We start from the raw sequence: 21,306 nt of genomic DNA on the forward strand, positions 1-21,306 counted from the left end.
CATTCCTTTTTAAGTGAGGTAATGCCCACTGTTTTACCTTAGCCAGTTGGTTTTCGCCAGTTCGATCACTTCATCACCGCGTCCGCTGATGATAGCGCGCAGCATATACAGGCTGAAACCCTTCGCTTGTTCGAGTTTGATTTGCGGCGGTATGGCGAGCTCTTCTTTCGCGACCACCACGTCGACCAGCACCGGGCCATCAATCGACAGCGCTCTTTGCAGCGCCTCATCGACGTCCGACGATTTTTCCACGCGGATACCGGTGATCCCGCAGGCTTCGGCAATGCGGGCAAAGTTGGTGTCGTGCAGTTCCGTTCCGTCGGTCAGATACCCACCGGCCTTCATCTCCATTGCGACAAAGCCCAGCACGCTGTTATTGAACACGATGATTTTCACCGGCAGCTTCATCTGCACCACCGAAAGAAAATCGCCCATCAGCATGCTGAAGCCGCCGTCGCCGCACATGGCGACCACCTGGCGTCCGGGTTCCGTTGCCTGTGCACCCAGCGCCTGCGGCATGGCGTTCGCCATCGACCCGTGATTAAACGACCCGAGCAGGCGGCGCTTGCCGTTCATTTTCAGATAGCGCGCGGCCCACACCGTGGGGGTGCCGACATCGCAGGTAAAGATGGCGTCATCAGCGGCGAAGTGGCTGATTTGCTGCGCCAGATACTGCGGGTGAATGGCTTTTTCGCTGGGTTTGGCTAAATCATCCAGTCCTTTGCGCGCATCGCGATAATCACTCAGGGCTTTATCGAGGAATTTGCGGTCGGTTTTTTCTTCTACGAGCGGCAGCAGGGCACGCAGCGTGGCTTTGATATCTCCAACGAGCGCCATATCCACCTTGCTGTGCGCACCAATGCTTGCCGGATTGATATCAATCTGAATAATTTTGGCGTCGGTGGGGTAGAAGGGGCGGTAGGGGAACTGGGTGCCCAGTAAAAGCAGCGTGTCGGCATTCATCATGGTATGAAAACCGGATGAAAAACCGATCAGTCCGGTCATACCCACATCGTAGGGGTTGTCATATTCGACGTGCTCTTTGCCGCGCAGGGCGTGGACAATCGGCGCTTTGATTTTTGCGGCAAACTCCACCAGCTCTTTGTGCGCACCCGCGCAACCACTGCCGCACATCAGCGCAATGTTGCTGGAATAGCGCAGCAGCTGCGCCAGTTTTCTCATCTCTTCTTCCGCCGGGGTGACCACCGGTAACGGCGCATGATACCAGTGCGTGCTGGCACTTTCCGGCGCGGCTTTCAGTGCAACATCGCCCGGGAGCACGACGACTGACACACCGCGGTTTAACACTGCTTTGCGCATGGCAATCGCCAGCACCTGTGGGATCTGTTCAGGGCTGGAAACCAGCTCGCAATAGTGGCTACATTCGCGGAACAACTCTTGCGGGTGGGTCTCCTGAAAATAGCCGCTGCCAATTTCACTGGAGGGGATATGTGCGGCAATCGCCAGCACTGGGACATGGTTGCGGTGGCAATCAAACAGGCCGTTAATCAGGTGCAAGTTTCCCGGTCCACATGAACCGGCACACACCGCCAGTTCACCGGTCAGTTGCGCTTCCGCGCCTGCGGCGAAGGCGGCAACTTCTTCATGCCGGGTTGGCATCCAGTCGATCGTTCCCATGCGATTGAGACTGTCACTAAGACCATTCAGTGAATCACCCGTTACGCCCCAAATACGTTTCACACCAGCCTGTTCAAGCGTTTTAGCAATAAAAGCGGCAACCGTTTGTTTCATGGTTTTCCATCTCCTTTAATGTGATACCGGTTACAAGTTTAGATGAAGATAATAGTTATGCTTCTCATTACCCCTTATTTTCGGCAGCTTACATTTGACGAAGATAACGCGTAGCTTGACTGTGGACATGGCAAACAAGGAATGAATTCAAATGGTTAGGAACTTATTAAATGCAGTAAATCGCATGCTGACGCATGAGGACTTTGGCAAGTTTTTGTTACGCCTGGCGGTGGGGGGACTGATGCTGTTTCACGGTCTGCATAAACTGTTTGCCGGAATTGATGGCATTAGCGGCATGCTAATAGCGAAAGGTTTTCCGGGTTTCATTGCCTACGGCGTTTTGCTTGGCGAGGTGCTGGCACCGTGCCTGATTATTCTCGGCATTCTGACGCGTCCGGCTGCGTTAGGGTTGGCATTCACTATGGTTGTCGCGTGGCTGATGGTCGGAATGGGCGAAACCTGGTCGCTGGATAAAACCGGCGCATGGGCTATTGAAAGTCTGGTGTATTTCTTTATTGGCGCACTGGCGGTGGCATTTTTGGGTGCCGGAAAATACGCATTGGGCGGTCAGTCGGCCTGGCGCTAGTTTGCCATCGGACGACAAATGCGGAGGCGACAACGTAGTTACATTGCTGCTCGCCTCCTGATTCTATCAGGTCGTTAGTCTTCCTCGTTACGGTCCCAGCGTTTTCGCCGACGTCCCACCGTGCCTTGTGTCAGGGCGTTTGCCATCGCTGCGCCGATTTCAGCGCTGACGACCAGACCCTGAATAAAAGGGCGGTCGTGCATTAGCCATGGCAGCCCGCCAAAGGCGATGCGACCACAGGCATCCTTTGGCGCACGTAGCGTATAATTTTCGCTGATATCCGGGATCTCATCACCACAGTCGAGGAGTTGATGGCGCAACGTGGGGAACGGGATATCTTTGCTCCTCAACGCTTTTTGCCCTCGGGCATCAATAAACACATCAAATTCGCTACGCTGATTGTTGTGGTAAATAACCGTCATACCTTGCTCATTTTGGCGTTGATAATCCGAGCCCAGCGCGAGGATTTCAATTAACCCGGCCTCATGCAGCGCCAGCAGGCGGCGAATGGATTCCGAAGGGATCGCCGCATAGTTATCGATAAACACGCGTGCCAGACCGTGCTTGAAGCGTTCTCTGTCGCCATCGTCAAGATGAGGCACGACCTGTTCGATGACCTCATGCAGCCGCAGCAGGGTATAGCGCCACGTGACGGTGCGTTGCTCCCGCTTGTTGCGTTCGACTTCCTGCAGGTTGCGTTTCGCCCAGTCAAAAGCATTGTGCTGAATTCGGTCAGCAAAATAGATGTCAGAAAACGTATCTGCCGTCAGCGTCTCAAGCGCTATCTGCTGGCTCCACTGCGGTGCCGCGTCTTGCAGCTGTTTGACGATAAGCGAGAAGAGGCGATCCAGTAATCCGCGTTGGCCCTGTTCAATGACGTGTTCAATCGCCTGACCGGTGGCGATGTTCAGCGGTTCATAAGGGAGAGGGCAGTAAAAATCGGCCTCCGGCAGCACACCGCTGCGTGACATCAGAGTCAACTTCAGGCTTTGACTACCGGGTTTGCGCGTAAAATGGAGGGTGTTATCAGCATCGGTGGTGAAGGCGCCATGTTGACTGACCACGGCGACTGCCGCATCGATAGCGCTTAACGACGTACCCAGAATGCCCACTCTGCAGGCGTTAATTTGTGCGTCCATCAGGCCGGTCCACGGGCTGGGGAAAAACTCACGTGGTGTGTCGTCTCCCTCAGGCCACAGATGGCCGGTGGCGATAACTGCAAAATCCACCTCGACAGGTTGTGGTGCGTGGTTTACCCACAACGTAACACCCTGCGGGTTTGCGCGCAGATCGGTGACTTCGCTGGACTCATGAACACAAACCTCAAAACCGGACTCACGGGCTTTATCGACAATGGCTAAAAAGCGATCGCGAAAATAGTCGCCAAGGATCACGCGGGGTAAAAATTGCCGTTCATGCAAAGACGTGCGTTCAATACCAAATTGTGTCAGGTAGTCATCGCTTTGGTTTTGTAGCCACGTCAGATAGGTGATGTAAATCGGCGGGATTTCAATACTGGCAATATTCGCCAGCATATGGTCCGCGTTATTGTCGTTGTTGTAAGGCATGCCCACACCCGCTTCTTCCGCTTGCTCGTAGAGTTGCACGGTCATCGGTTCACCGCGTTCAACCAGGGCATGGAAGGTATAGATTCCAGTGGGGCCGACGCCGACGATGGCCACTTTTTTCATGGGGATCCTTTTTTGAAAAGCTCGACGATGGTCGGGGATATTGATTAGTTTGTGAATGTTAATTGTGGTTGAAAAATTGAGGGGTGAAATGTTTATGCTCACCTTTTTGCGACTACGATCCCCACACAGATTCACCAATTTCTCAGTAACCTGTTAAAAATAAAAGTCTTTACGCCATAGGTTATGTACCTAACCGCGTACCAGCACGCCTGCGCTGAATTTGAGCGGCAAGGGGGGGCCGGAGCCCGGGTTTGATACCGAAGTTGGCGGTGAAAGCAGTGGAATAAAGGAAGGGGCGGTATCAGGGGGCATCCCCGAGTAGCCCGGACGAGGTGCATCAGTACCGACTCCTGGGACGTTCCCGGCGTCACTTTGTTCGGCCGGGCTACCCGAAGATACTTTTGTCAGCAATCTGAACCCAGCGATAGGCTGGATTTTTTAGGCGGCGGTGTTGATGCTGGAAAATGTCGAACTCAAGAAGACCTTTACGAAGAGTACCAATTTTTTCAAAAAATTGAGTGATTGATGGCAGTCTGCGTTGAGCAAAGAGAAGACGATAAACGCAGTTGACGTGGCAAGAAAAAGTATTCTCAATGTGTACTTGCAGACTGCAATTTATGTTTAGATGAACATCCGAAATAAGAGTTTAAATTTTATTTAAGAGGGAAGATATGCGTACTCGCCCTGCCTCTCGATTGATAGTCCTTTCACCTGAAAATCATGTTCTGCTCTTCAGGTTCTGCCATAAAGATGATGCTCTGGAAGGGAAAACATACTGGGCAACGCCAGGGGGAGGACTTGAGCACAACGAGTCTTTTGAGCAGGCGGCGTTACGTGAATTATTTGAAGAAACGGGCCTGAAAAGAAGAACTACAGGACCACAAATAGCCTCCAGAACCTTCCCTATGATGCTGCCAAGTGGTGAAAACGTTCTTGCTGAAGAACGTTTCTTTATTATTAGTGCAGATAAATCAGATATTGACCGATCAGGTTGGAGTAACAACGAAAAAGAAGTCATTCGCGATCACTACTGGTGGAACTTAGAAGAGCTCAGACAGACCAATGAAATCATCTTCCCACTCGATTTGATAATTAACATACTTGAAGTCTTTCCCAGCACTTAACCCTCTGAACGGCTTGGATTTCGCTTCTGGAATGAAGCGGCCCTTGAAGAGTCGTGAAGTCTACTGATATTACTGGCACCCAGGCCCATAAACTTCACTTCATCGACAAATGGCGTAAAACGTGAAGCGGATTGTTGCAAAAAAGGCGTCTTCAATATGAATCCCTATGAAAATCAATACAGGCAACTGATAGCAAACGGAGCTGTCGCTTGGGCTGGCGAAGGTTATATTAGGGCAAAAAAACAGCAGGAAAAAATCTTTCATTGGCTCAATTTACATCACTATTTACCCCGGTCAGGTGCGTCGGTACTTGAAATGGGGTGTGGTAACGGAGCTATGGCATCACAGTCCCTTGCTGAACGAGGGTATTCTGTGTGGGGTGTGGATTTTTCTGAGACTGCTATCAGATGGGCAGAAAAGCGTTTTCAGCAAGCTGGTATCTCCGCACAATTTTTTGTCGGAAATGTTTGCTGTATACATCAATGTAAGGACTCAACGTTTGAGTTGATTATTGACGGCAGTTGTTTGCATTGCCTGATAGATAATGACCGGGTTCTCTTTTTCGCAGAGGTGAAGAGATTGCTCAAACCCGGAGGTCGTTTTGTGATCAGTTCCATGTGCGGAACCCCCGGTTATTCGGCCGACATTAGTTCTTATGATCCGGTCAGGCACCATTTAGTGAAAGATGGTCAACCCTGGCGTACTCTGAAACCACTGCCGGCTTTAATTGATGAGATACAGAAAGCACAATTTAACGTGCTTGCAATAAGAGTGGATAACAATGCGTGGTGGGATCATGCCACACTGGTATGTTCGGTGGACTCATCACTCGGTGATTTGCAACAAGTATCGAGTGGTTAAAAGCTGACTTTGGATCCGCTTTGAGCAAGAAGCGGACATCAGCGGCAATTTTACTCAGGATTCTATATCCTCAGAGAATATCACTGCCTGATCATCAAAACTAAACTGTCTCAAGCATGGAATAAGACAAATGAATATAAGGACAAGATTAGCTCTATCCACTGATATAGAGGGTATTTTTGAAGTCAGGACTTCGGTTAAAGAAAATCATCTCAGTCGAGAAGAAATGGAGCAGATGGGAATTACCGAGAGCGTTGTCACCGATATGATTGAGAAAAGTCATTGCGCATGGGTTGCCGTAGATGACGGAAAAGTGATTGGTTTCTCGATGATTTTGCCAGATGAAGGATGTCTTTTTGCGGTCTTTGTTCTCCCTGAATATGAAGGCAGAGGTGTAGGTCGCAGCCTTGTTGACCTCGCAGAGCAGGAATTATTCAAATACCATAAGGCAGTCTGGCTTGAAACCGACAAAAACAGTCGTGCGGCGAAATTTTACATGCGACTGGGCTGGGTTAAAAAAGAAAATATTAGTGAATCTGATATTAGATTGGAGAAACCCCGCTGCGTTTAAGCAAAGATCCTCTTCTTTAATATCCGCTCCTGGCACGCAGCGGACATTGCTGACTGAGCTGAAGGTCCGCTGTGAGCGAAGAGCGGACACGCTAGGTATTAACTCGAGCAGTAATACCCTTACTTGTCATATCGCTGCGATGCGAAACCCCACAATCTAGGGCCTGCTGTGTTTTAATACTGCTGCGGTTCATCATTTAAAGGACAAATTATGCTATTTATCTTCAGTGGATTGCCTGGTAGCGGGAAGAGCACGATCGCTCAGGCTTTGGCAAAGCAGTTAAGCGCATTTTACTTGCGAATCGACACGATTGAGCAAGCCATACTCAAAGCCGAAGAAGATGACCATGAAATGGGTCCTGCTGGTTATTTTGTCGCTTACTCACTCGCCAGAGAGAATCTGCTATTAGGAGCAACAGTAATCACTGACTCAGTGAACCCACTGGCGTTAACCCGTGATGCCTATCGAGAAATCGCTTTATCCGCAAGCACCGGCTTTTTAGAAATTGAGATTGTATGCTCCGATGAGATAGAACATCGTAAACGAGTAGAAACCAGAGTATCTGAAGTAGAGGGGTTAACCCTGCCTGACTGGAAAGATGTCACAGATTTGACTTATGAACCATGGAACAGAGAGCACCTCATTTTAGACTCATGCAGTTTATCCAGTGATGAATGTGTCTCGCGGATCATCGACGTTCTTTCCCAATGACTCAGTCTTGAGAAACACTCCAGCGAGGATTTAGCAATGTCCGTTGTTGGCACGGAGCGGACCGCCTGCGTTGCCGCGAGGTCTGCTTTGAGCTGCGGATGTTGGCAAGGTCTTACTTACATCGTGGAGGTTTGAGCAGCAATAGTGCGCTCGAGAGGCGGTGACAGTTCCTTCCAGCAACCCCAAAATAGCTCAACCACAAAAAAACAACCCGTTTAATTTCTCGCCGCTTTAACGAGAGAGTCCTCATCAAATACATGGGATAAGGAAGAAACGGAATGTTCACGCTTTACAAGAGGTGGGATGCCGAGCGCGAGCTGGCTCCCAGTGATATTCAGTTCATTCTGTCGCCACGAGATGCGCTGAATATGGCGAGCATTTTTTACGAACTGGATTACCTGAAATACGACCAGCGCAACCGCATTCTGCCTCACAGCGTCCCGAAGCGGCTGAGAGGGGTATACCACCGATTTGCGACACAACCCTACAAACGCAAGCGTCTTAGCGAATACGACGGACTCTATGATGAGGTGAAATGGGATCTGGAGCACGGCTGGATGGTTGGCGTTAACACCAAAGAAAAATGGGACCACTTCCGCAATCCGTTCTATTTCGATGATGACAGTAATCTGATTTACGACTGCTTCATGGATACCTACAGCGAGTGTTTTCAGCAGGAAGTGCGTCAGCTCTACGAATATACCCTCAACGAGCATCAGGGAAGAAAGTCACTTCCAACCATTAAACATCACTATTCCGATGCCCCAATACAGTACGTCCCAGCGGGTAAAACTATTAACAGTAAAGCAGTCGGGAGGCTTTTGGCGGCTGGCGGTATCTATAATGGCAACATTGAGGGATTCCGGCAGACAGCCGAACAGTTGGGTGGCGATGCTGTGAAGGGGTACGACGGCGTTCTTGACGAAACCACATCTGGGATGATGATAGCTGCGGCGTCACTGCTGGTTATTCGTAATCCGATGGCGGCAAAGGAATTGACAAGCTATCTGGGCAAATACAAAAAGGCCCACGTTCTGCTTGACGATATAAATGTGTCGGAGCTGAACTATGTTCGTCGTGACCGCGCTGAATATACCGTGCTCCGTGGTGAATTTAACAGCTCCGTACGTTCAAGTTTCCTCAGATCGCTTTCCGATCACCCAGACGCAGTCTCAACGTTTGATTCCAACAATCTGCTGCGTCTCGCTGATGGTAAAGTACCGTCCGGGTGGCAAGTTCACCACAAGATCCCCCTGGATGACAGCGGTACAAATGCCTGGGATAATCTGATACTGATCCAAAACTCGCCATATCACTCCGCGCTATCAAAGACGCAGGCGATAATCACCAAGGACCTCCCATACAACGCTAGCACTAACGTTTTATGGCCCTCGCCGAATGGCGTAATTTACCCGGTAGGAAAGTGAGAACACGATGAACGATACAAATAAGATGATTGGCACCTTCAATACGTTGATGGTTTCCAATAACTACCCGGTATCCTGCCCCGTCGCGCCTGACACCATGATGGACTTAATACGCAATTCTGCGCCAGCGGAGTGGGATGAAGTGAAACGTGGTGTTTACGCAGATGTTCAGCGCTTAGTGATAAATCGCCCGGATTACGCTGATATGTTCAACATCATGGATGGGTTGGAGTACAACGGGCTCACTCTGTACAGCATGACACAGACGGAGAATGGCGAGCCGGTATGGTCAAATATCTACATCCAAAACATTGAGGTGCGCGACAATGAAATCTATGTTGATCCGAACCTCGCTGACAAAGTGGTGATAGGTGAGGATGGCATGTCCGTATTCGTGTACGCCCTCAAAGATAACCATTTCCAAATTAGGGATAAAGCCTCAACAGATTACGTTATTGAGGAGCACGGAACCTTTGGTGATCTACTGTCAGCACTTATCGTTACCGTAAAATAATATTTGCAGTGGCATACCTATTTCGCTTTCTGCTCTGGCGTGTAGTAAATACGCGTTCTTCGTTTCATGGCAACGTCCCCCTCGATTAAGGATAGCGTTGCATCGACCCGTTGAACTCACAGCACATAGCAGACAATCACCTCAACATACACAACCTGCAAATCACCATACGTGCCTCACAAGCAAAAAAAAGGCCGCCCAGCATAACCAGGCAGCCTTTTAATCTCAGATGCTCAGCAACTACGCCAGCACTAAATCACCCTGCGGGTGGCAGGAGCAGGCCAGTACGTAGCCTTCGGCGATTTCCGCATCGGTTAGCGTCATGGTGCTGGAAACCGTGTAGTTACCATCAACCACTTTGGTTTTGCAGCAGCCGCACACGCCTGCACGGCATGCGGCGACAACCGGCACTTTATTGCTTTCCAGTGCTTCCAGTAGCGTGCTGCCTACCGGCGCATAAAATTCTTTTGCCGGTTGTAGCTTGGTGAACTTCAGACCACTGGTGGCGGCTTCCGCTACCGGCGTGAAGAACTGTTCTTTAAAGAAGCGCGTTACGCCGAGCGCTTTCACTTCTTTTTCGACCAGATCCATGTACGGAGCAGGGCCGCAAGTCATCACGGTACGTGAAGTTAAGTCCGGTACGCTTTTCAGCAGGTCGGTGGTCAGTCGGCCAGAAACAAAGCCATGGGTGGCATTGTTTTCAGCGACCAGCGTCACCGGATACTCGCGCCATTCGTCGGCAAAAATGACATCTTCCGGCGAACGAACGTTAAAGATTACCTGCACATCGGCCTGCGGACGGTACTTCGCCAACCAGCGACGCATCGACATGATAGGCGTCACGCCACAGCCGGCCGCCAGCATCAGGAACTTGTCTTCTGCTTTATCTTCACAGGTAAACTCACCCATGGCATCAGACAGCCAGATATAGTCGCCGCGCTTCACGTCACGGGTTAGCCACTGTGAACCCGCACCGTCGTCAATGCGGCGGACGGTCAGCGTGATGTACTCGCTAACGCCTGGCGTTGAAGAGATGGTGTAGGCACGTAGCGTCTCCGCTGAGTTACGTACGCTGACCAGTGCATACTGCCCGGCACGATAAGGATAATAATCGTGGCACAGCAACGAAATCGTCCATACATCCGGCGTTTCCTGATGGATGTGATGAACCTGCATCCGCCACGGGCACTGATGGGTTGGCATTGTCATGACTTAACTCCTTACGCGCTCAGCAGCTGCTTCATGTCTTCTTCAACGGTGGTCACGGAACGCAGACCGAATTTCTCGTTGAGCACAGCCAGCAGGTCCGGCGTGAAGAAGCCTGGTGCAGTCGGGCCAGTGACGATATTTTTCACGCCCAGAGACAGCAGGGTCAGCAGAATAACAATCGCTTTCTGTTCGAACCAGGAGAGCACCAGAGACAGCGGCAGGTCGTTCACGCCACAGCCCAGTTTCTCAGCCAGGGTCACCGCCAGGATGATGGCAGAGTATGCATCGTTACACTGACCGGCATCAACCAGACGCGGCAGACCTTCGATATCACCGAAATCCAGTTTGTTGAAACGGTATTTACCACAGGCCAGGGTCAGGATCAGGCAGTCGTCCGGTACGCTGGTGGCGAAATCGGTGAAGTAGTTACGTTCGCCGCGTGCGCCATCGCAACCGCCGACCAGGAAGATGTGACGCAGTTTTTCGCGGCTCACCAGGTCGATCAGCGTATCAGCAGCACCCAGCAGCGTCTGACGACCGAAACCTACGGTGATCAGGTGTGGGATTTCGCTGTACGGGAAGCCTGCCATTTGTTGTGCCTGCGCGATAACCGGACCAAAGTTGTCGCCTTCGAGGTGGCTTACACCCGGCCAACCGACGATGCTACGGGTCCAGATGCGGTCGTCGTATGCACCAACGGTTGGATCGATGATGCAGTTAGAGGTCATCACGATTGGGCCAGGGAAGCGTGCGAACTCAACCTGCTGATTCTGCCAGCCGCTGCCGTAGTTACCAATCAGGTGTTTGAATTTACGCAGTTCCGGATAGCCGTGTGCTGGCAGCATTTCACCGTGGGTGTAGACGTTAACGCCGGTGCCTTCGGTCTGCTCCAGCAGATTGTATAAATCTTTCAGGTCGTGACCTGAAATCAGGATGCATTTACCTTCGGTCGCTTTAACGTTGACCTGAGTTGGGGTTGGGTGACCGTATTTGGTGGTTTCACCGGCATCCAGAATGCTCATCACTTTGAAGTTCATCTGGCCGATTTCCATAGAGCACTCCAGCAGAGCGTTCATATCGGAAGGCCAGGTACCCAGCCACGCCATGATTTTGTGGTACTGCGCGTAGATATCGTTGTCGTACTGACCCAGAACGTGCGCGTGCTCCATGTAAGCTGCCGCACCTTTCAGACCGTACAGGCACAGCAGACGCAGGCCGAGAATGTTCTCGCCGATAGTCGCTTTGTCTTTGTTCGGGGTAAATTCAGCCGCCTGGCGCTGCAGGTCGCCCAAATCGTCGCTCACCAGCTGCAGGTCAGCCATTGGGTTTTCAACCGTTGCGTTGGCATCAATGTTCAGACACTGTGCTTTCAGGGCGTCACGCATGGCAATGGCTTCACGGGCATAGCCGACGATACGTGGAGAGTCGAAGTTAACGTTGGTCAGGGTAGAGAAGAATGCGCGCGGGGCAAAGTTATCCACTTCATGATCGATGATACCGTATTCACGCGCTTTAACAGCCCATGCAGACAGACCTTGTAGGGAAGCAATCAGCAGATCCTGCAGATCCGAGGTTTCTGCTGTTTTACCGCACATACCTTGCGCGTAAGAGCAGCCGTTCCCTGCCGGAGTACGGATGGTTTGTTCACATTGCACACAAAACATGGTCACACCTTTTAAAGTTATATTTAATATACATGTTTAAGATTATGCCTGCGCGCGAAGGGATTAAAGGGATTTCTGCTACAACTTGCAGGGAGATTGATTTAGCGCAATTTTGGCGGTAGGTGACTACCGCCAGAGGGGTATTTGTGCTGTATCAGGCGGAGAAAAAGGCCATCAACAAAGGCACTAGCAAACTAAGAATAAAGCCGTGAACGATGGCCGCAGGTACCATTTCCAGCCCGCCGCTGCGTTGTAAAACGGGTAGGGTGAAATCCATTGAGGTGGCGCCACACAGTCCTAATGCGGTGGAACGACTGCGGCCGACTAAGCCCGGAATCAGCATAATGGCGATCAGCTCACGAGCCAGATCGTTGAAGAAGGCGGCGCTGCCAATGACGGGACCGAATGACTCGGTCAACAGAATGCCGGACAGGGAATACCAGCCAAAACCCGAGGCCATCGCCAGCGCGGTTTTCAGCGGCAGTCCGAGGATCAACGCATTAATCACGCCAGCCAGCATTGAACTTGCCACCACGACGACGGCCACAATCATCCCCCTACGATTCAGCACAATCTGTTTTAAGGTCATGCCGCTGTTACGCAGTTGGATACCGACCAGGAACAATAAAAAGATCAGCGTATATTCGCTGGCTTCGGTGGCGTGCTGTAAGAATGAGAACCCGGTGAGTCCCAGCAGAAACCCCAGCACAACAACGCCACAAAGTTGTAGCGACTCCAGCGCCATGGCAATGCGTGATGGCAGCTTTTCCTGCCGATGGTTGTGCCGCCAGGGAAGTGAACGCTCGAGCCACAACAGCGCGGCGATATTACATAGCAGAATGACCGTCACGCTGACCGCAGAATAATGCAATATCGATAGCAGATTGCTGGCGAGATTATCCAGAAACGCCAGACTGATACCCATAAAGAAGAGAATAAGGTAAACGATCCAACTCAACAGGCGATTGATGAGTTTTAATGCCGCTCTGTGCCTAAGCGGAATAAGATAGCCCACAATAAGTGGAATCAGAATGATTAACAGCCCTGAAAACATGAAAACCCGGTCCTTGCTGAGAAGTAAGACGAAATGCGCCACTATAACCTAAATAATTCAAGTTGCAGGAAGGCGGCAAGGGAGTGAATCCCCGGGAGCGTACATAAGTACGTGACTGGGGGGAAAGAGCGCAGCCAACACATCTGCAACTTGAAGTATGACGGGTATACACACTACTGAAAGCAAAGAGGGGAGTAAAGTTGCAAATAAAAGGAAATAAAGCGGGGAGGAAAAGACCTGACGTAATGCCAGGTCTTTTTCGTTATCGATTAATCACGTTTTTCCAGCAGCGTGCGATAAATAAGGCCACCGAGGATCCCGCCGATAATCGGCATAACCCAGAACAGCCACAGCTGTTGTAACGCCCAACCGCCCTGGAAGAGGGCTACCGCGGTGCTACGCGCCGGGTTTACAGAGGTGTTAGTCACCGGAATACTGATCAGGTGAATCAGGGTCAGTGCCAGACCAATAGCAATCGGCGCAAAACCTGCCGGAGCATGTTTATCCGTGGCGCCATGGATCACTAACAAGAAACCTGCGGTCAGCACAATTTCAATAACAATGGCAGAAAGCATGGAATAACCGCCTGGCGAATGTTCGCCATAGCCGTTTGATGCAAAACCGCTGGCCGTGGCGTCAAAGCCTGCTTTACCGCTGGCGATCAGATACAGCACCGCTGCCGCAACAATCCCGCCGATAACTTGCGCAACAACATAACCAATCACGTCTTTTGCCGGGAAGCGACCGCCCGCCCACAGGCCTAATGTCACGGCCGGGTTAAAATGGCCGCCTGAAATATGTCCCACGGCGTATGCCATGGTTAATACTGTCAGACCGAATGCCAGTGCGACACCGGCAAAACCAATTCCTAACTCCGGGAATGCTGCGGCCAGCACGGCGCTTCCGCACCCACCAAACACAAGCCAAAACGTACCGAAGAATTCAGCTGCTAATTTCCTGAACATAACCACCTCAATTAAAAGTTCCGGGTTCGTTTTCCTGGCCCGGTATTTCATCGCTAAAAGGGACGATGATTAAAGAGCGTGTATTCTAGAAAAAAATATCATCCCTTTGCCACTTAAATTAATGAAAAAATTTGATTTAAGGCAATATGATGTGAATCCTTTTTGGTGTTGAGGTGAATACAGCATAGTTCAATTAGCGAAAAGCAAATGGTTGTCTGCTGTAATAATATCTGGCGTGAATTTAAAGAAGAATATTCTTATTTTTTTATTGTTCTGATTTCTGTCTGTGAGATCTCAGGTGTTCTGCACGCCAGCTTGACGCTATACTCCTGATAACTTGAAGGAAAAAGTTAGCATTTCCGGAGGCTATATGATTCTCGAACGCGTTGAGATTGTTGGGTTTCGTGGTATTAATCGGCTGTCGTTGATGCTGGAGCAGAACAACGTGCTGATTGGGGAGAACGCGTGGGGTAAGTCCAGCCTGCTGGATGCACTGACCTTGCTGCTGTCACCGGAATCGGATTTGTATCATTTTGACCGTGAAGACTTCTGGTTTCCGCCGGGCGATATTCAGGGCCGGGAACATCATCTACATATTATTCTTACTTTTCGTGAATCGCAGCCGGGGCGTCATCGGGTGCGCCGCTATCGTCCGCTGGAAGCCTGCTGGTCTCCCTGTCACGATGACTATCACCGTATTTTCTATCGTCTGGAGGGCGAGTGTGCGGATGACGGTAGCGTCCTGACGCTGCGCAGTTTCCTTGATGGCGAAGGGCGTCCGCTCGCGCTCGACAATATTAACGACCTGGCTTGCCACCTCGTGCGTCTGATGCCGGTGTTGCGACTGCGCGATGCGCGCTTTATGCGGCGTATCCGCAACGGCACGGTGCCGAATATTGCGGAAGTCGAAGTGACCGCCCGCCAGCTGGATTTCCTGGCGCGTGAACTGGCAACCCGGCCACAAAATCTGACGGACGGCCAGATCCGCCAGGGGCTATCGGCGATGGTACAACTGCTGGAACACTACTTTTCTGAGCAAGGCGCGGGCCAGTCTCGCTATCGTCTGATGCGTCGGCGTTCCAATAATGAGCAGCGTAGCTGGCGTTATCTGGATATTATCAACCGGATGATTGACAAGCCTGGCGGACGTACGCATCGCGTGATCCTGCTGGGGCTGTTTTCAACGTTGCTCCAGGCCAAAGGTACGCTCAGGCTGGACAAAGACGCCCGTCCTTTGCTGTTGGTCGAAGATCCGGAAACGCGTTTGCACCCCATCATGTTGTCAGTGGCCTGGCAGTTGCTGAATCTGTTACCTCTGCAGCGTGTGGCGACCACCAACTCCGGTGAATTGCTGTCGCTTACCCCCGTTGAACATGTGGTGCGCCTGGTGCGTGAATCTTCCCGTGTCGCCGCCTGGCGTCTGGGGCCTGGTGGGCTGAGCGCCGAAGACGGGCGGCGGATTGCCTTTCATATTCGCTTTAATCGCGCATCGTCATTATTTGCCCGCTGCTGGCTGCTGGTGGAAGGCGAAACGGAAACTTGGGTGATCAACGAACTGGCCCGTCAGTGCGGTCATCACTTTGATGCCGAAGGGATTAAAGTGATTGAATTTGCCCAGTCCGGGCTTAAGCCGCTGGTGAAATTTGCCCGGCGGATGGGAATAGAGTGGCACGTGTTGGTTGATGGCGATGAAGCCGGGAAAAAATATGCCGCCACCGTACGCAGTCTGTTGAGTAACGACCGTGAAGAAGAACGCGATCACCTGACAATGCTGCCCGCGCTGGATATGGAGCACTTTATGTATCGCCAGGGCTTCTCAGATGTCTTTCACCGGGTGGCACAAATCCCGGAGAATGTGCCGATGAATATGCGTAAAATTATCTCCAAGGCGATTCATCGTTCGTCAAAACCGGATCTGGCGATTGAAGTGGCGATGGAAGCAGGGCGGCGCGGTGTTGATGCCGTTCCCACCCTGCTGCGAAAAATGTTTTCGCGCGTGCTGTGGCTGGCACGCGGACGTGCTGATTAGTGGCGGAACATCAGCGACAGCTGTTCGTGGATAGAGTCCAGTAATTGATAGCGGCGGCGATATTCAGCCCGCTTCTTACTGGCAATCTCCGCCTCGCTTTTTCGTGCCAGCGTGCGCGGAATATGGTAATACCCGCGGCTGTCGCATTTACCGCCAACCGACGCCCAAAACGCATTATAGTCGGAGAGAATAACCTTATTTTTATCATGGTAACGTGGGCTGCGAAAGATATGCTGTTCATTGCTGACAGCCATCACGTTTTCTATATTCAACCGTTCGGCTAAACGACAAATCGCTTCCATCACAATCCGTTTTGGGAAAATTCCGTGACAGGACTTCGTTGCTTTTTGTATCGCTTCGTGAGGCAACAGGCGGCTTCCTCCTTGCAATCCACCAATAAAAATATTGGTTTTCCCTTCATACTCACAAATCGTAAAGGTTATTTCCGCCAACGTCTCACCGACACTGTTACGCAACAGTACTGTGCTTTCACCTTCTTTATCCAGGGCAATGAATGTCGTTAATACAAGGGTGAATAATTCACCCTCTTTGCCCTCAAATTGTGCAAGTTGTAACCCTTCAGGGTTTAAATAACTGTTTAATTCTACAGATGAAAATGAATGGCGGATAAAGTTGTAGTGAAATCGCACAGCATTCAGCTTCATTTTTCGATCGAGGTTTAATGCAAGATACGGACGATGAAGACGGACCGGTAGCCGGGGCTGACGGGTGAGCAGGTTATCTAGCTCCGGCCATTGTGTAAGTTCAGCCATCCATTCGTGAGTTAACCGCGGGATGAGTAATGAGCGCAACATAAACTTACGGCGAAAGCTTCGCTTATGCCAAAATTTTCCGGGACGCCATTGACCGGTAGTTAATCTGAAAAAAAGACCAAAACTTGTTGCTGGTTTGGAAGAATGAAAAGTGCTTTCAGTTAGCTGACTCATAATATAAATCCGATGGAAGCCTGAGACGTATTTGTAGTAATTTCAGCACAGCGGATCTTAACCATTCATCAATAACTCTGTTATTCTTGGCGCTTTTCAACGGTTATTTATTTATCGTTGACGTTTAACACTCCACTCTGGTGGACGTTTTGGGGGAATTGGGACATTTATGAAGCTCAAGGGAAAAATCAAAAAACGCTATTTTATCTTCGCCGTCATCATTATTGTGGCGGTAATTGCACTTTGGCGAACGCTTAATGCGCCATTGCCGCAATATCAAACATTAATTGTGCGACCCGGCGATCTTCAGCAAAGTGTATTGGCAACCGGGAAGCTGGATGCGCTGCGTAAAGTTGACGTCGGGGCGCAGGTGAGCGGGCAGTTAAAAACGCTGTCCGTGGCGATTGGCGATAAAGTTAAAAAAGATCAGCTACTTGGCGTTATTGATCCTGAGCAGGCGCAAAACCAGATCAAAGAAGTCGAAGCCACGCTGATGGAATTACGAGCCCAACGTATGCAGGCCGAGGCCGAGTGGAAACTGGCGCGGGTGACGCTTTCTCGCCAGCAACAGCTTGCGAAAACGCAGGCGGTTTCGCAGCAGGATCTCGATACAGCAGCCACGCAGATGGCGGTCAAACAGGCGCAAATTGGCACCATTGATGCACAAATTAAGCGTAATCAGGCTTCTCTTGATACGGCAAAAACGAACCTCGACTACACCCGTATTGTGGCGCCAATGGCTGGCGAAGTGACGCAAATTACCACCCTGCAGGGGCAAACCGTGATCGCCGCCCAGCAGGCACCTAACATTCTTACGCTGGCTGACATGAGCACCATGCTGGTTAAAGCCCAGGTTTCCGAGGCAGATGTCATTCACCTGCATCCGGGGCAAAAAGCCTGGTTTACCGTGCTGGGCGATCCGCAGACGCGCTACGAAGGTACGCTCAAAGATGTGCTGCCGACGCCCGAGAAAGTGAACGATGCGATTTTCTACTATGCCCGCTTCGAAGTACCCAACCCGAAAGGGATCCTGCGCCTGGATATGACCGCGCAGGTACATATCCAACTGACGGACGTCAAAAACGTCCTGACCATCCCGCTGGCGGCGCTGGGCGAGCCTGTTGGCGACAACCGTTATAACGTCAGGCTGCTGCGCAACGGCGAAACCCGCGAGCGCGAAGTTTCTATCGGTGCCCGTAACGATACCGATGTGGAAATCGTCAAAGGGCTGGAAGAGGGTGATGAAGTTATCATCAGCGAGGCGAAACCCGGAGCGGCACAATGACGGCGTTGCTTGAGCTGAGCCATATCCGCCGCAGCTACCCGTCAGGCGAAGGACAGGTAGAGGTGCTAAAGGACGTCTCTTTGAGCATCCAGGCTGGTGAAATGGTGGCGATTGTCGGGGCGTCTGGTTCGGGGAAATCGACGCTGATGAATATCCTCGGCTGTCTGGATAAGCCTTCCAGCGGCACGTATCGGGTAGCGGGGCGTGACGTCTCCACGCTCGATAGTGATGCGTTAGCGCAACTGCGGCGCGAGCATTTCGGTTTTATTTTTCAGCGCTATCATTTGCTCTCGCATTTAACGGCGGCGCAAAACGTGGAGGTGCCAGCGGTCTACGCCGGAACCGAACGCAAGCAGCGTCTGGCGCGGGCACACGCGTTACTGCAGCGCCTGGGGTTGGGCGATCGTGTGGATTATCAACCTTCCCAGCTTTCCGGTGGCCAGCAGCAGCGCGTCAGTATTGCGCGTGCGCTGATGAACGGCGGACAGGTCATTCTCGCAGACGAACCTACCGGTGCGCTGGACAGTCATTCTGGCGAAGAGGTGATGGCCATTCTGCATCAGCTGCGCGATCGCGGGCATACGGTGATTATTGTCACCCACGACCCGCAGGTTGCGGCGCAAGCTGAACGGGTGATTGAAATTCGTGACGGTGAAATTGTGCGCAATCCACCGTCGCACAAAACAGCCAGCGGACACGGCATAACCGAACCTACGGTAACGACGGCATCCGGCTGGAGTCAGTTTGTCAGTGGTTTTCGCGAGGCGCTGACCATGGCCTGGCTGGCCATGGCTGCCAACAAGATGCGTACGTTGCTCACTATGCTGGGCATCATTATTGGTATCGCGTCGGTCGTGTCGATTGTGGTGGTCGGCGATGCAGCAAAACAGCTGGTACTGGCCGATATTCGCGCTATCGGCACAAATACCATTGATATCTATCCCGGCAAAGATTTTGGTGACGATGACCCGCAATATCAGCAAGCGCTGAAGTATGACGATCTGACGGCGATTCAGAAGCAACCGTGGGTCAGTTCCGTGACGCCTGCCGTGTCGAAGAACCTACGGCTGCGTTATGGCAACATCGACGTGGCAGCCAGCGCTAATGGCGTGAGCGGCGATTACTTCAATGTCTATGGTATGACGTTCAGCGAGGGAAACACCTTTAACACCGAGCAGTTAAATGGTCGGGCGCAGGTGGTGGTGCTGGACAGTAACACCCGACGCCAGTTGTTCCCGAATAAAGCGAAGGTGGTGGGTGAGGTCGTGCTGGTCGGCAATATGCCGGCCACCGTGATTGGTGTGGCGGAAGAGAAGCAGTCGATGTTTGGCAGCAGCAAAATTCTGCGGGTCTGGCTGCCTTACAGCACCATGTCCGGGCGCATTATGGGGCAATCGTGGCTAAACTCTATTACCGTTCGCGTGAAGGAAGGTTTTGACAGCACTCAGGCGGAGCAACAGCTTACCCGACTGCTGTCGTTGCGGCATGGTAAAAAAGATTTCTTCACCTGGAATATGGATGGCGTTCTGAAAACCGCTGAAAAAACCACGCGCACCTTACAGTTGTTCCTGACGCTGGTGGCGGTCATTTCGCTGGTGGTGGGCGGGATCGGTGTGATGAATATTATGCTGGTTTCCGTCACCGAACGAACGCGTGAGATTGGCATTCGTATGGCGGTTGGCGCGCGCGCCAGTGATGTACTGCAGCAGTTTTTGATTGAAGCGGTGCTGGTGTGTCTCGTTGGTGGGGCGCTCGGTATCAGTTTATCGATGCTGATTGCTTTCACGCTACAGCTTTTCCTGCCCGGTTGGGAAATCGGATTCTCACCTTTCGCCCTGTTGACGGCTTTCCTGTGTTCAACGGCGACCGGGATTTTGTTCGGCTGGCTCCCGGCGCGCAACGCGGCAAGGCTGGACCCGGTGGATGCCCTGGCGCGGGAATAACGTGTTGTATTGAAAAAGAAATAAAAATGCCAGCTCTGGGGGCTGGCATTTTGTCTGCAGGATGTACACAATGAGACAGAAGAGCTATGCGACAGCTTCTGCTTCAAGCACGGGCACAATAAGACTGGCGTGATTGCCTTTTGGACCCTGGTGGACATCAAACTGGACAGATTGTCCGGCTTTTAGCGTTCTGTAACCATCCATCTGAATGGTGGAGTAATGAGCGAAGATATCTTCGCCGCCGCCTTCAGGGCAGATGAAACCGAACCCTTTGGCATTGTTGAACCACTTAACAGTACCCGTTTCCATACTTCGACATCCTTCGTAAATCTTATATAAGTAAGATGGAATGAACCGGTGGCGGAGTGGGGGCTGTTCAAAACCTCGCCAACTCTCGAGACTACAATTTAGAGAAATCAGGCGGGGCGTCAAGCGCCAGACGGGCGGAATCGGGTAAAAATGCATCAAAATTTGAAGCAGTTAACGCTATTGTCGGATATGTGACAGATGTCGCGGATGACACTGATAGATGATAGTTATCTAATAATTGAGGTAGATTGATTGTGCGCATAGGCTCTTGTCAGCGGCAAGTTATTCTGCCGGTAACCGTAACTGAAGATGACGACTGACAATGGGTAAGACGAACGACTGGCTGGATTTCGATCTGCTGGCGGAAGATAAATTGCGCGACGCGCTAAAACCGCCATCTATGTATAAAGTGATATTAGTCAATGATGATTACACTCCGATGGAGTTTGTTATTGACGTGTTACAAAAATTCTTTTCTTATGATGTAGAACGTGCAACGCAACTGATGCTTGCTGTTCACTATCAAGGTAAGGCTATTTGCGGCGTATTTACCGCCGAAGTGGCTGAGACCAAAGTGGCGATGGTGAACAAATATGCGAGGGAGAACGAGCATCCGTTGCTATGTACGCTGGAAAAAGCCTGAATCAGGCATAAACATTGGGGG

Annotated in this window: 19 protein-coding genes; 11 read left to right on the forward strand and 8 right to left on the reverse strand. The window is 51.3% G+C overall.

The window, feature by feature from the left end; all coding sequences use genetic code 11:
- Positions 1-33: 33 nt before the first annotated feature.
- Complete coding sequence (gene poxB / locus IB214_RS09030) at positions 34-1,752, reverse strand: ubiquinone-dependent pyruvate dehydrogenase (protein WP_117343253.1); 1,719 nt, start codon at positions 1,750-1,752, stop codon at positions 34-36.
- A gap of 151 nt (positions 1,753-1,903) precedes the next feature.
- Between poxB and IB214_RS09035 the strand changes: the two genes are divergently transcribed.
- Positions 1,904-2,338, forward strand: a complete 435-nt coding sequence (locus IB214_RS09035) for a DoxX family protein (protein ID WP_115258070.1) — start codon at positions 1,904-1,906, stop codon at positions 2,336-2,338.
- Between the two features lie 74 nt (positions 2,339-2,412).
- On the opposite strand, the gene IB214_RS09040 is transcribed toward IB214_RS09035, so the two are convergent.
- Complete coding sequence (locus IB214_RS09040; RefSeq protein ID WP_117343254.1) at positions 2,413-4,029, reverse strand: FAD-NAD(P)-binding protein; 1,617 nt, start codon at positions 4,027-4,029, stop codon at positions 2,413-2,415.
- A 671-nt stretch (positions 4,030-4,700) separates the two neighbouring features.
- On the opposite strand from IB214_RS09040, the gene IB214_RS09045 reads away from it, so the two are divergent.
- The 6 genes from IB214_RS09045 (at position 4,701) to IB214_RS09070 (ending at position 9,237) form a co-directional block, all read left to right on the forward strand.
- Positions 4,701-5,153, forward strand: a complete 453-nt coding sequence (locus IB214_RS09045) for an NUDIX domain-containing protein (RefSeq protein ID WP_117343255.1) — start codon at positions 4,701-4,703, stop codon at positions 5,151-5,153.
- A gap of 156 nt (positions 5,154-5,309) precedes the next feature.
- On the forward strand, positions 5,310-6,014 hold the full coding sequence (locus IB214_RS09050; RefSeq protein WP_117343256.1) for a class I SAM-dependent methyltransferase: 705 nt from the start codon (positions 5,310-5,312) through the stop codon (positions 6,012-6,014).
- Positions 6,015-6,144: 130 nt separating this feature from the next.
- Positions 6,145-6,585, forward strand: a complete 441-nt coding sequence (locus IB214_RS09055; protein WP_117343257.1) for a GNAT family N-acetyltransferase — start codon at positions 6,145-6,147, stop codon at positions 6,583-6,585.
- A gap of 210 nt (positions 6,586-6,795) precedes the next feature.
- Positions 6,796-7,296, forward strand: coding sequence for an AAA family ATPase (locus IB214_RS09060; protein WP_117343258.1), 501 nt, complete (start codon positions 6,796-6,798; stop codon positions 7,294-7,296).
- 278 nt (positions 7,297-7,574) lie between these two features.
- Positions 7,575-8,723, forward strand: coding sequence for an HNH endonuclease (locus IB214_RS09065; RefSeq protein ID WP_117343259.1), 1,149 nt, complete (start codon positions 7,575-7,577; stop codon positions 8,721-8,723).
- Between the two features lie 7 nt (positions 8,724-8,730).
- Positions 8,731-9,237, forward strand: coding sequence for a YrhA family protein (locus IB214_RS09070; RefSeq protein WP_117343260.1), 507 nt, complete (start codon positions 8,731-8,733; stop codon positions 9,235-9,237).
- A gap of 240 nt (positions 9,238-9,477) precedes the next feature.
- Here the strand turns inward: IB214_RS09070 and hcr are convergent, their stop codons facing one another.
- The 4 genes from hcr to aqpZ all read right to left on the reverse strand — a co-directional run bounded on the left by hcr (position 9,478) and on the right by aqpZ (position 14,129).
- Complete coding sequence (gene hcr / locus IB214_RS09075) at positions 9,478-10,446, reverse strand: NADH oxidoreductase (RefSeq protein WP_096756555.1); 969 nt, start codon at positions 10,444-10,446, stop codon at positions 9,478-9,480.
- A gap of 11 nt (positions 10,447-10,457) precedes the next feature.
- On the reverse strand, positions 10,458-12,110 hold the full coding sequence (gene hcp, locus IB214_RS09080; RefSeq protein ID WP_096756556.1) for a hydroxylamine reductase: 1,653 nt from the start codon (positions 12,108-12,110) through the stop codon (positions 10,458-10,460).
- Positions 12,111-12,264: 154 nt separating this feature from the next.
- A complete protein-coding gene (locus tag IB214_RS09085) occupies positions 12,265-13,164 on the reverse strand; it encodes a lysine exporter LysO family protein (RefSeq protein ID WP_096756557.1) in 900 nt (299 codons plus the stop codon).
- Positions 13,165-13,433: 269 nt separating this feature from the next.
- Entirely contained in the window at positions 13,434-14,129 is a 696-nt protein-coding gene (gene aqpZ, locus IB214_RS09090) for an aquaporin Z (protein ID WP_167456053.1), read from the reverse strand.
- 370 nt (positions 14,130-14,499) lie between these two features.
- On the opposite strand from aqpZ, the gene IB214_RS09095 reads away from it, so the two are divergent.
- Positions 14,500-16,158 (forward strand): ATP-dependent endonuclease, encoded by a 1,659-nt coding sequence (locus IB214_RS09095; RefSeq protein WP_096756559.1) that lies wholly within the window; start codon positions 14,500-14,502, stop codon positions 16,156-16,158.
- Here the strand turns inward: IB214_RS09095 and IB214_RS09100 are convergent.
- Positions 16,155-17,105, reverse strand: a complete 951-nt coding sequence (locus tag IB214_RS09100) for a VirK/YbjX family protein (protein ID WP_117343261.1) — start codon at positions 17,103-17,105, stop codon at positions 16,155-16,157. The two genes, IB214_RS09095 and IB214_RS09100, sit on opposite strands and share 4 nt — an antisense overlap.
- Positions 17,106-17,274: 169 nt before the next feature.
- On the opposite strand from IB214_RS09100, the gene macA reads away from it, so the two are divergent.
- On the forward strand, positions 17,275-18,390 hold the full coding sequence (gene macA / locus IB214_RS09105; RefSeq protein ID WP_115258079.1) for a macrolide transporter subunit MacA: 1,116 nt from the start codon (positions 17,275-17,277) through the stop codon (positions 18,388-18,390).
- Positions 18,387-20,333, forward strand: coding sequence for a macrolide ABC transporter ATP-binding protein/permease MacB (gene macB, locus IB214_RS09110; protein ID WP_117343262.1), 1,947 nt, complete (start codon positions 18,387-18,389; stop codon positions 20,331-20,333). Before macA ends, macB begins: the two co-directional genes overlap by 4 nt.
- Positions 20,334-20,417: 84 nt before the next feature.
- Here the strand turns inward: macB and cspD are convergent, their stop codons facing one another.
- Complete coding sequence (gene cspD, locus IB214_RS09115) at positions 20,418-20,642, reverse strand: cold shock-like protein CspD (RefSeq protein WP_096756563.1); 225 nt, start codon at positions 20,640-20,642, stop codon at positions 20,418-20,420.
- 322 nt (positions 20,643-20,964) lie between these two features.
- Here cspD and clpS point away from each other — a divergent pair, with 322 nt between their 5' ends.
- On the forward strand, positions 20,965-21,285 hold the full coding sequence (gene clpS, locus IB214_RS09120) for an ATP-dependent Clp protease adapter ClpS (protein WP_003036810.1): 321 nt from the start codon (positions 20,965-20,967) through the stop codon (positions 21,283-21,285).
- Positions 21,286-21,306: the final 21 nt, after the last annotated feature.

This window comes from Citrobacter sp. C1 (assembly GCF_014596895.2).
GTDB classification, from domain to species: Bacteria; Pseudomonadota; Gammaproteobacteria; order Enterobacterales; family Enterobacteriaceae; genus Citrobacter; species Citrobacter gillenii.

Bases quoted from the DNA above. Each gene is read 5' to 3' on its own strand.
- cspD (WP_096756563.1), bottom strand. From the start codon at position 20,642: ATGGAAACGGGTACTGTTAAGTGGTTCAACAATGCCAAAGGGTTCGGT.
- IB214_RS09040 (WP_117343254.1), bottom strand. From the start codon at position 4,029: ATGAAAAAAGTGGCCATCGTCGGCGTCGGCCCCACTGGAATCTATACC.
- macA (WP_115258079.1), top strand. From the start codon at position 17,275: ATGAAGCTCAAGGGAAAAATCAAAAAACGCTATTTTATCTTCGCCGTC.
- IB214_RS09085 (WP_096756557.1), bottom strand. From the start codon at position 13,164: ATGTTTTCAGGGCTGTTAATCATTCTGATTCCACTTATTGTGGGCTAT.
- clpS (WP_003036810.1), top strand. From the start codon at position 20,965: ATGGGTAAGACGAACGACTGGCTGGATTTCGATCTGCTGGCGGAAGAT.
- IB214_RS09055 (WP_117343257.1), top strand. From the start codon at position 6,145: ATGAATATAAGGACAAGATTAGCTCTATCCACTGATATAGAGGGTATT.
- IB214_RS09035 (WP_115258070.1), top strand. From the start codon at position 1,904: ATGGTTAGGAACTTATTAAATGCAGTAAATCGCATGCTGACGCATGAG.
- IB214_RS09060 (WP_117343258.1), top strand. From the start codon at position 6,796: ATGCTATTTATCTTCAGTGGATTGCCTGGTAGCGGGAAGAGCACGATC.
- IB214_RS09065 (WP_117343259.1), top strand. From the start codon at position 7,575: ATGTTCACGCTTTACAAGAGGTGGGATGCCGAGCGCGAGCTGGCTCCC.
- IB214_RS09045 (WP_117343255.1), top strand. From the start codon at position 4,701: ATGCGTACTCGCCCTGCCTCTCGATTGATAGTCCTTTCACCTGAAAAT.
- IB214_RS09070 (WP_117343260.1), top strand. From the start codon at position 8,731: ATGAACGATACAAATAAGATGATTGGCACCTTCAATACGTTGATGGTT.
- IB214_RS09100 (WP_117343261.1), bottom strand. From the start codon at position 17,105: ATGAGTCAGCTAACTGAAAGCACTTTTCATTCTTCCAAACCAGCAACA.
- poxB (WP_117343253.1), bottom strand. From the start codon at position 1,752: ATGAAACAAACGGTTGCCGCTTTTATTGCTAAAACGCTTGAACAGGCT.
- hcr (WP_096756555.1), bottom strand. From the start codon at position 10,446: ATGACAATGCCAACCCATCAGTGCCCGTGGCGGATGCAGGTTCATCAC.
- hcp (WP_096756556.1), bottom strand. From the start codon at position 12,110: ATGTTTTGTGTGCAATGTGAACAAACCATCCGTACTCCGGCAGGGAAC.
- macB (WP_117343262.1), top strand. From the start codon at position 18,387: ATGACGGCGTTGCTTGAGCTGAGCCATATCCGCCGCAGCTACCCGTCA.
- aqpZ (WP_167456053.1), bottom strand. From the start codon at position 14,129: ATGTTCAGGAAATTAGCAGCTGAATTCTTCGGTACGTTTTGGCTTGTG.
- IB214_RS09095 (WP_096756559.1), top strand. From the start codon at position 14,500: ATGATTCTCGAACGCGTTGAGATTGTTGGGTTTCGTGGTATTAATCGG.
- IB214_RS09050 (WP_117343256.1), top strand. From the start codon at position 5,310: ATGAATCCCTATGAAAATCAATACAGGCAACTGATAGCAAACGGAGCT.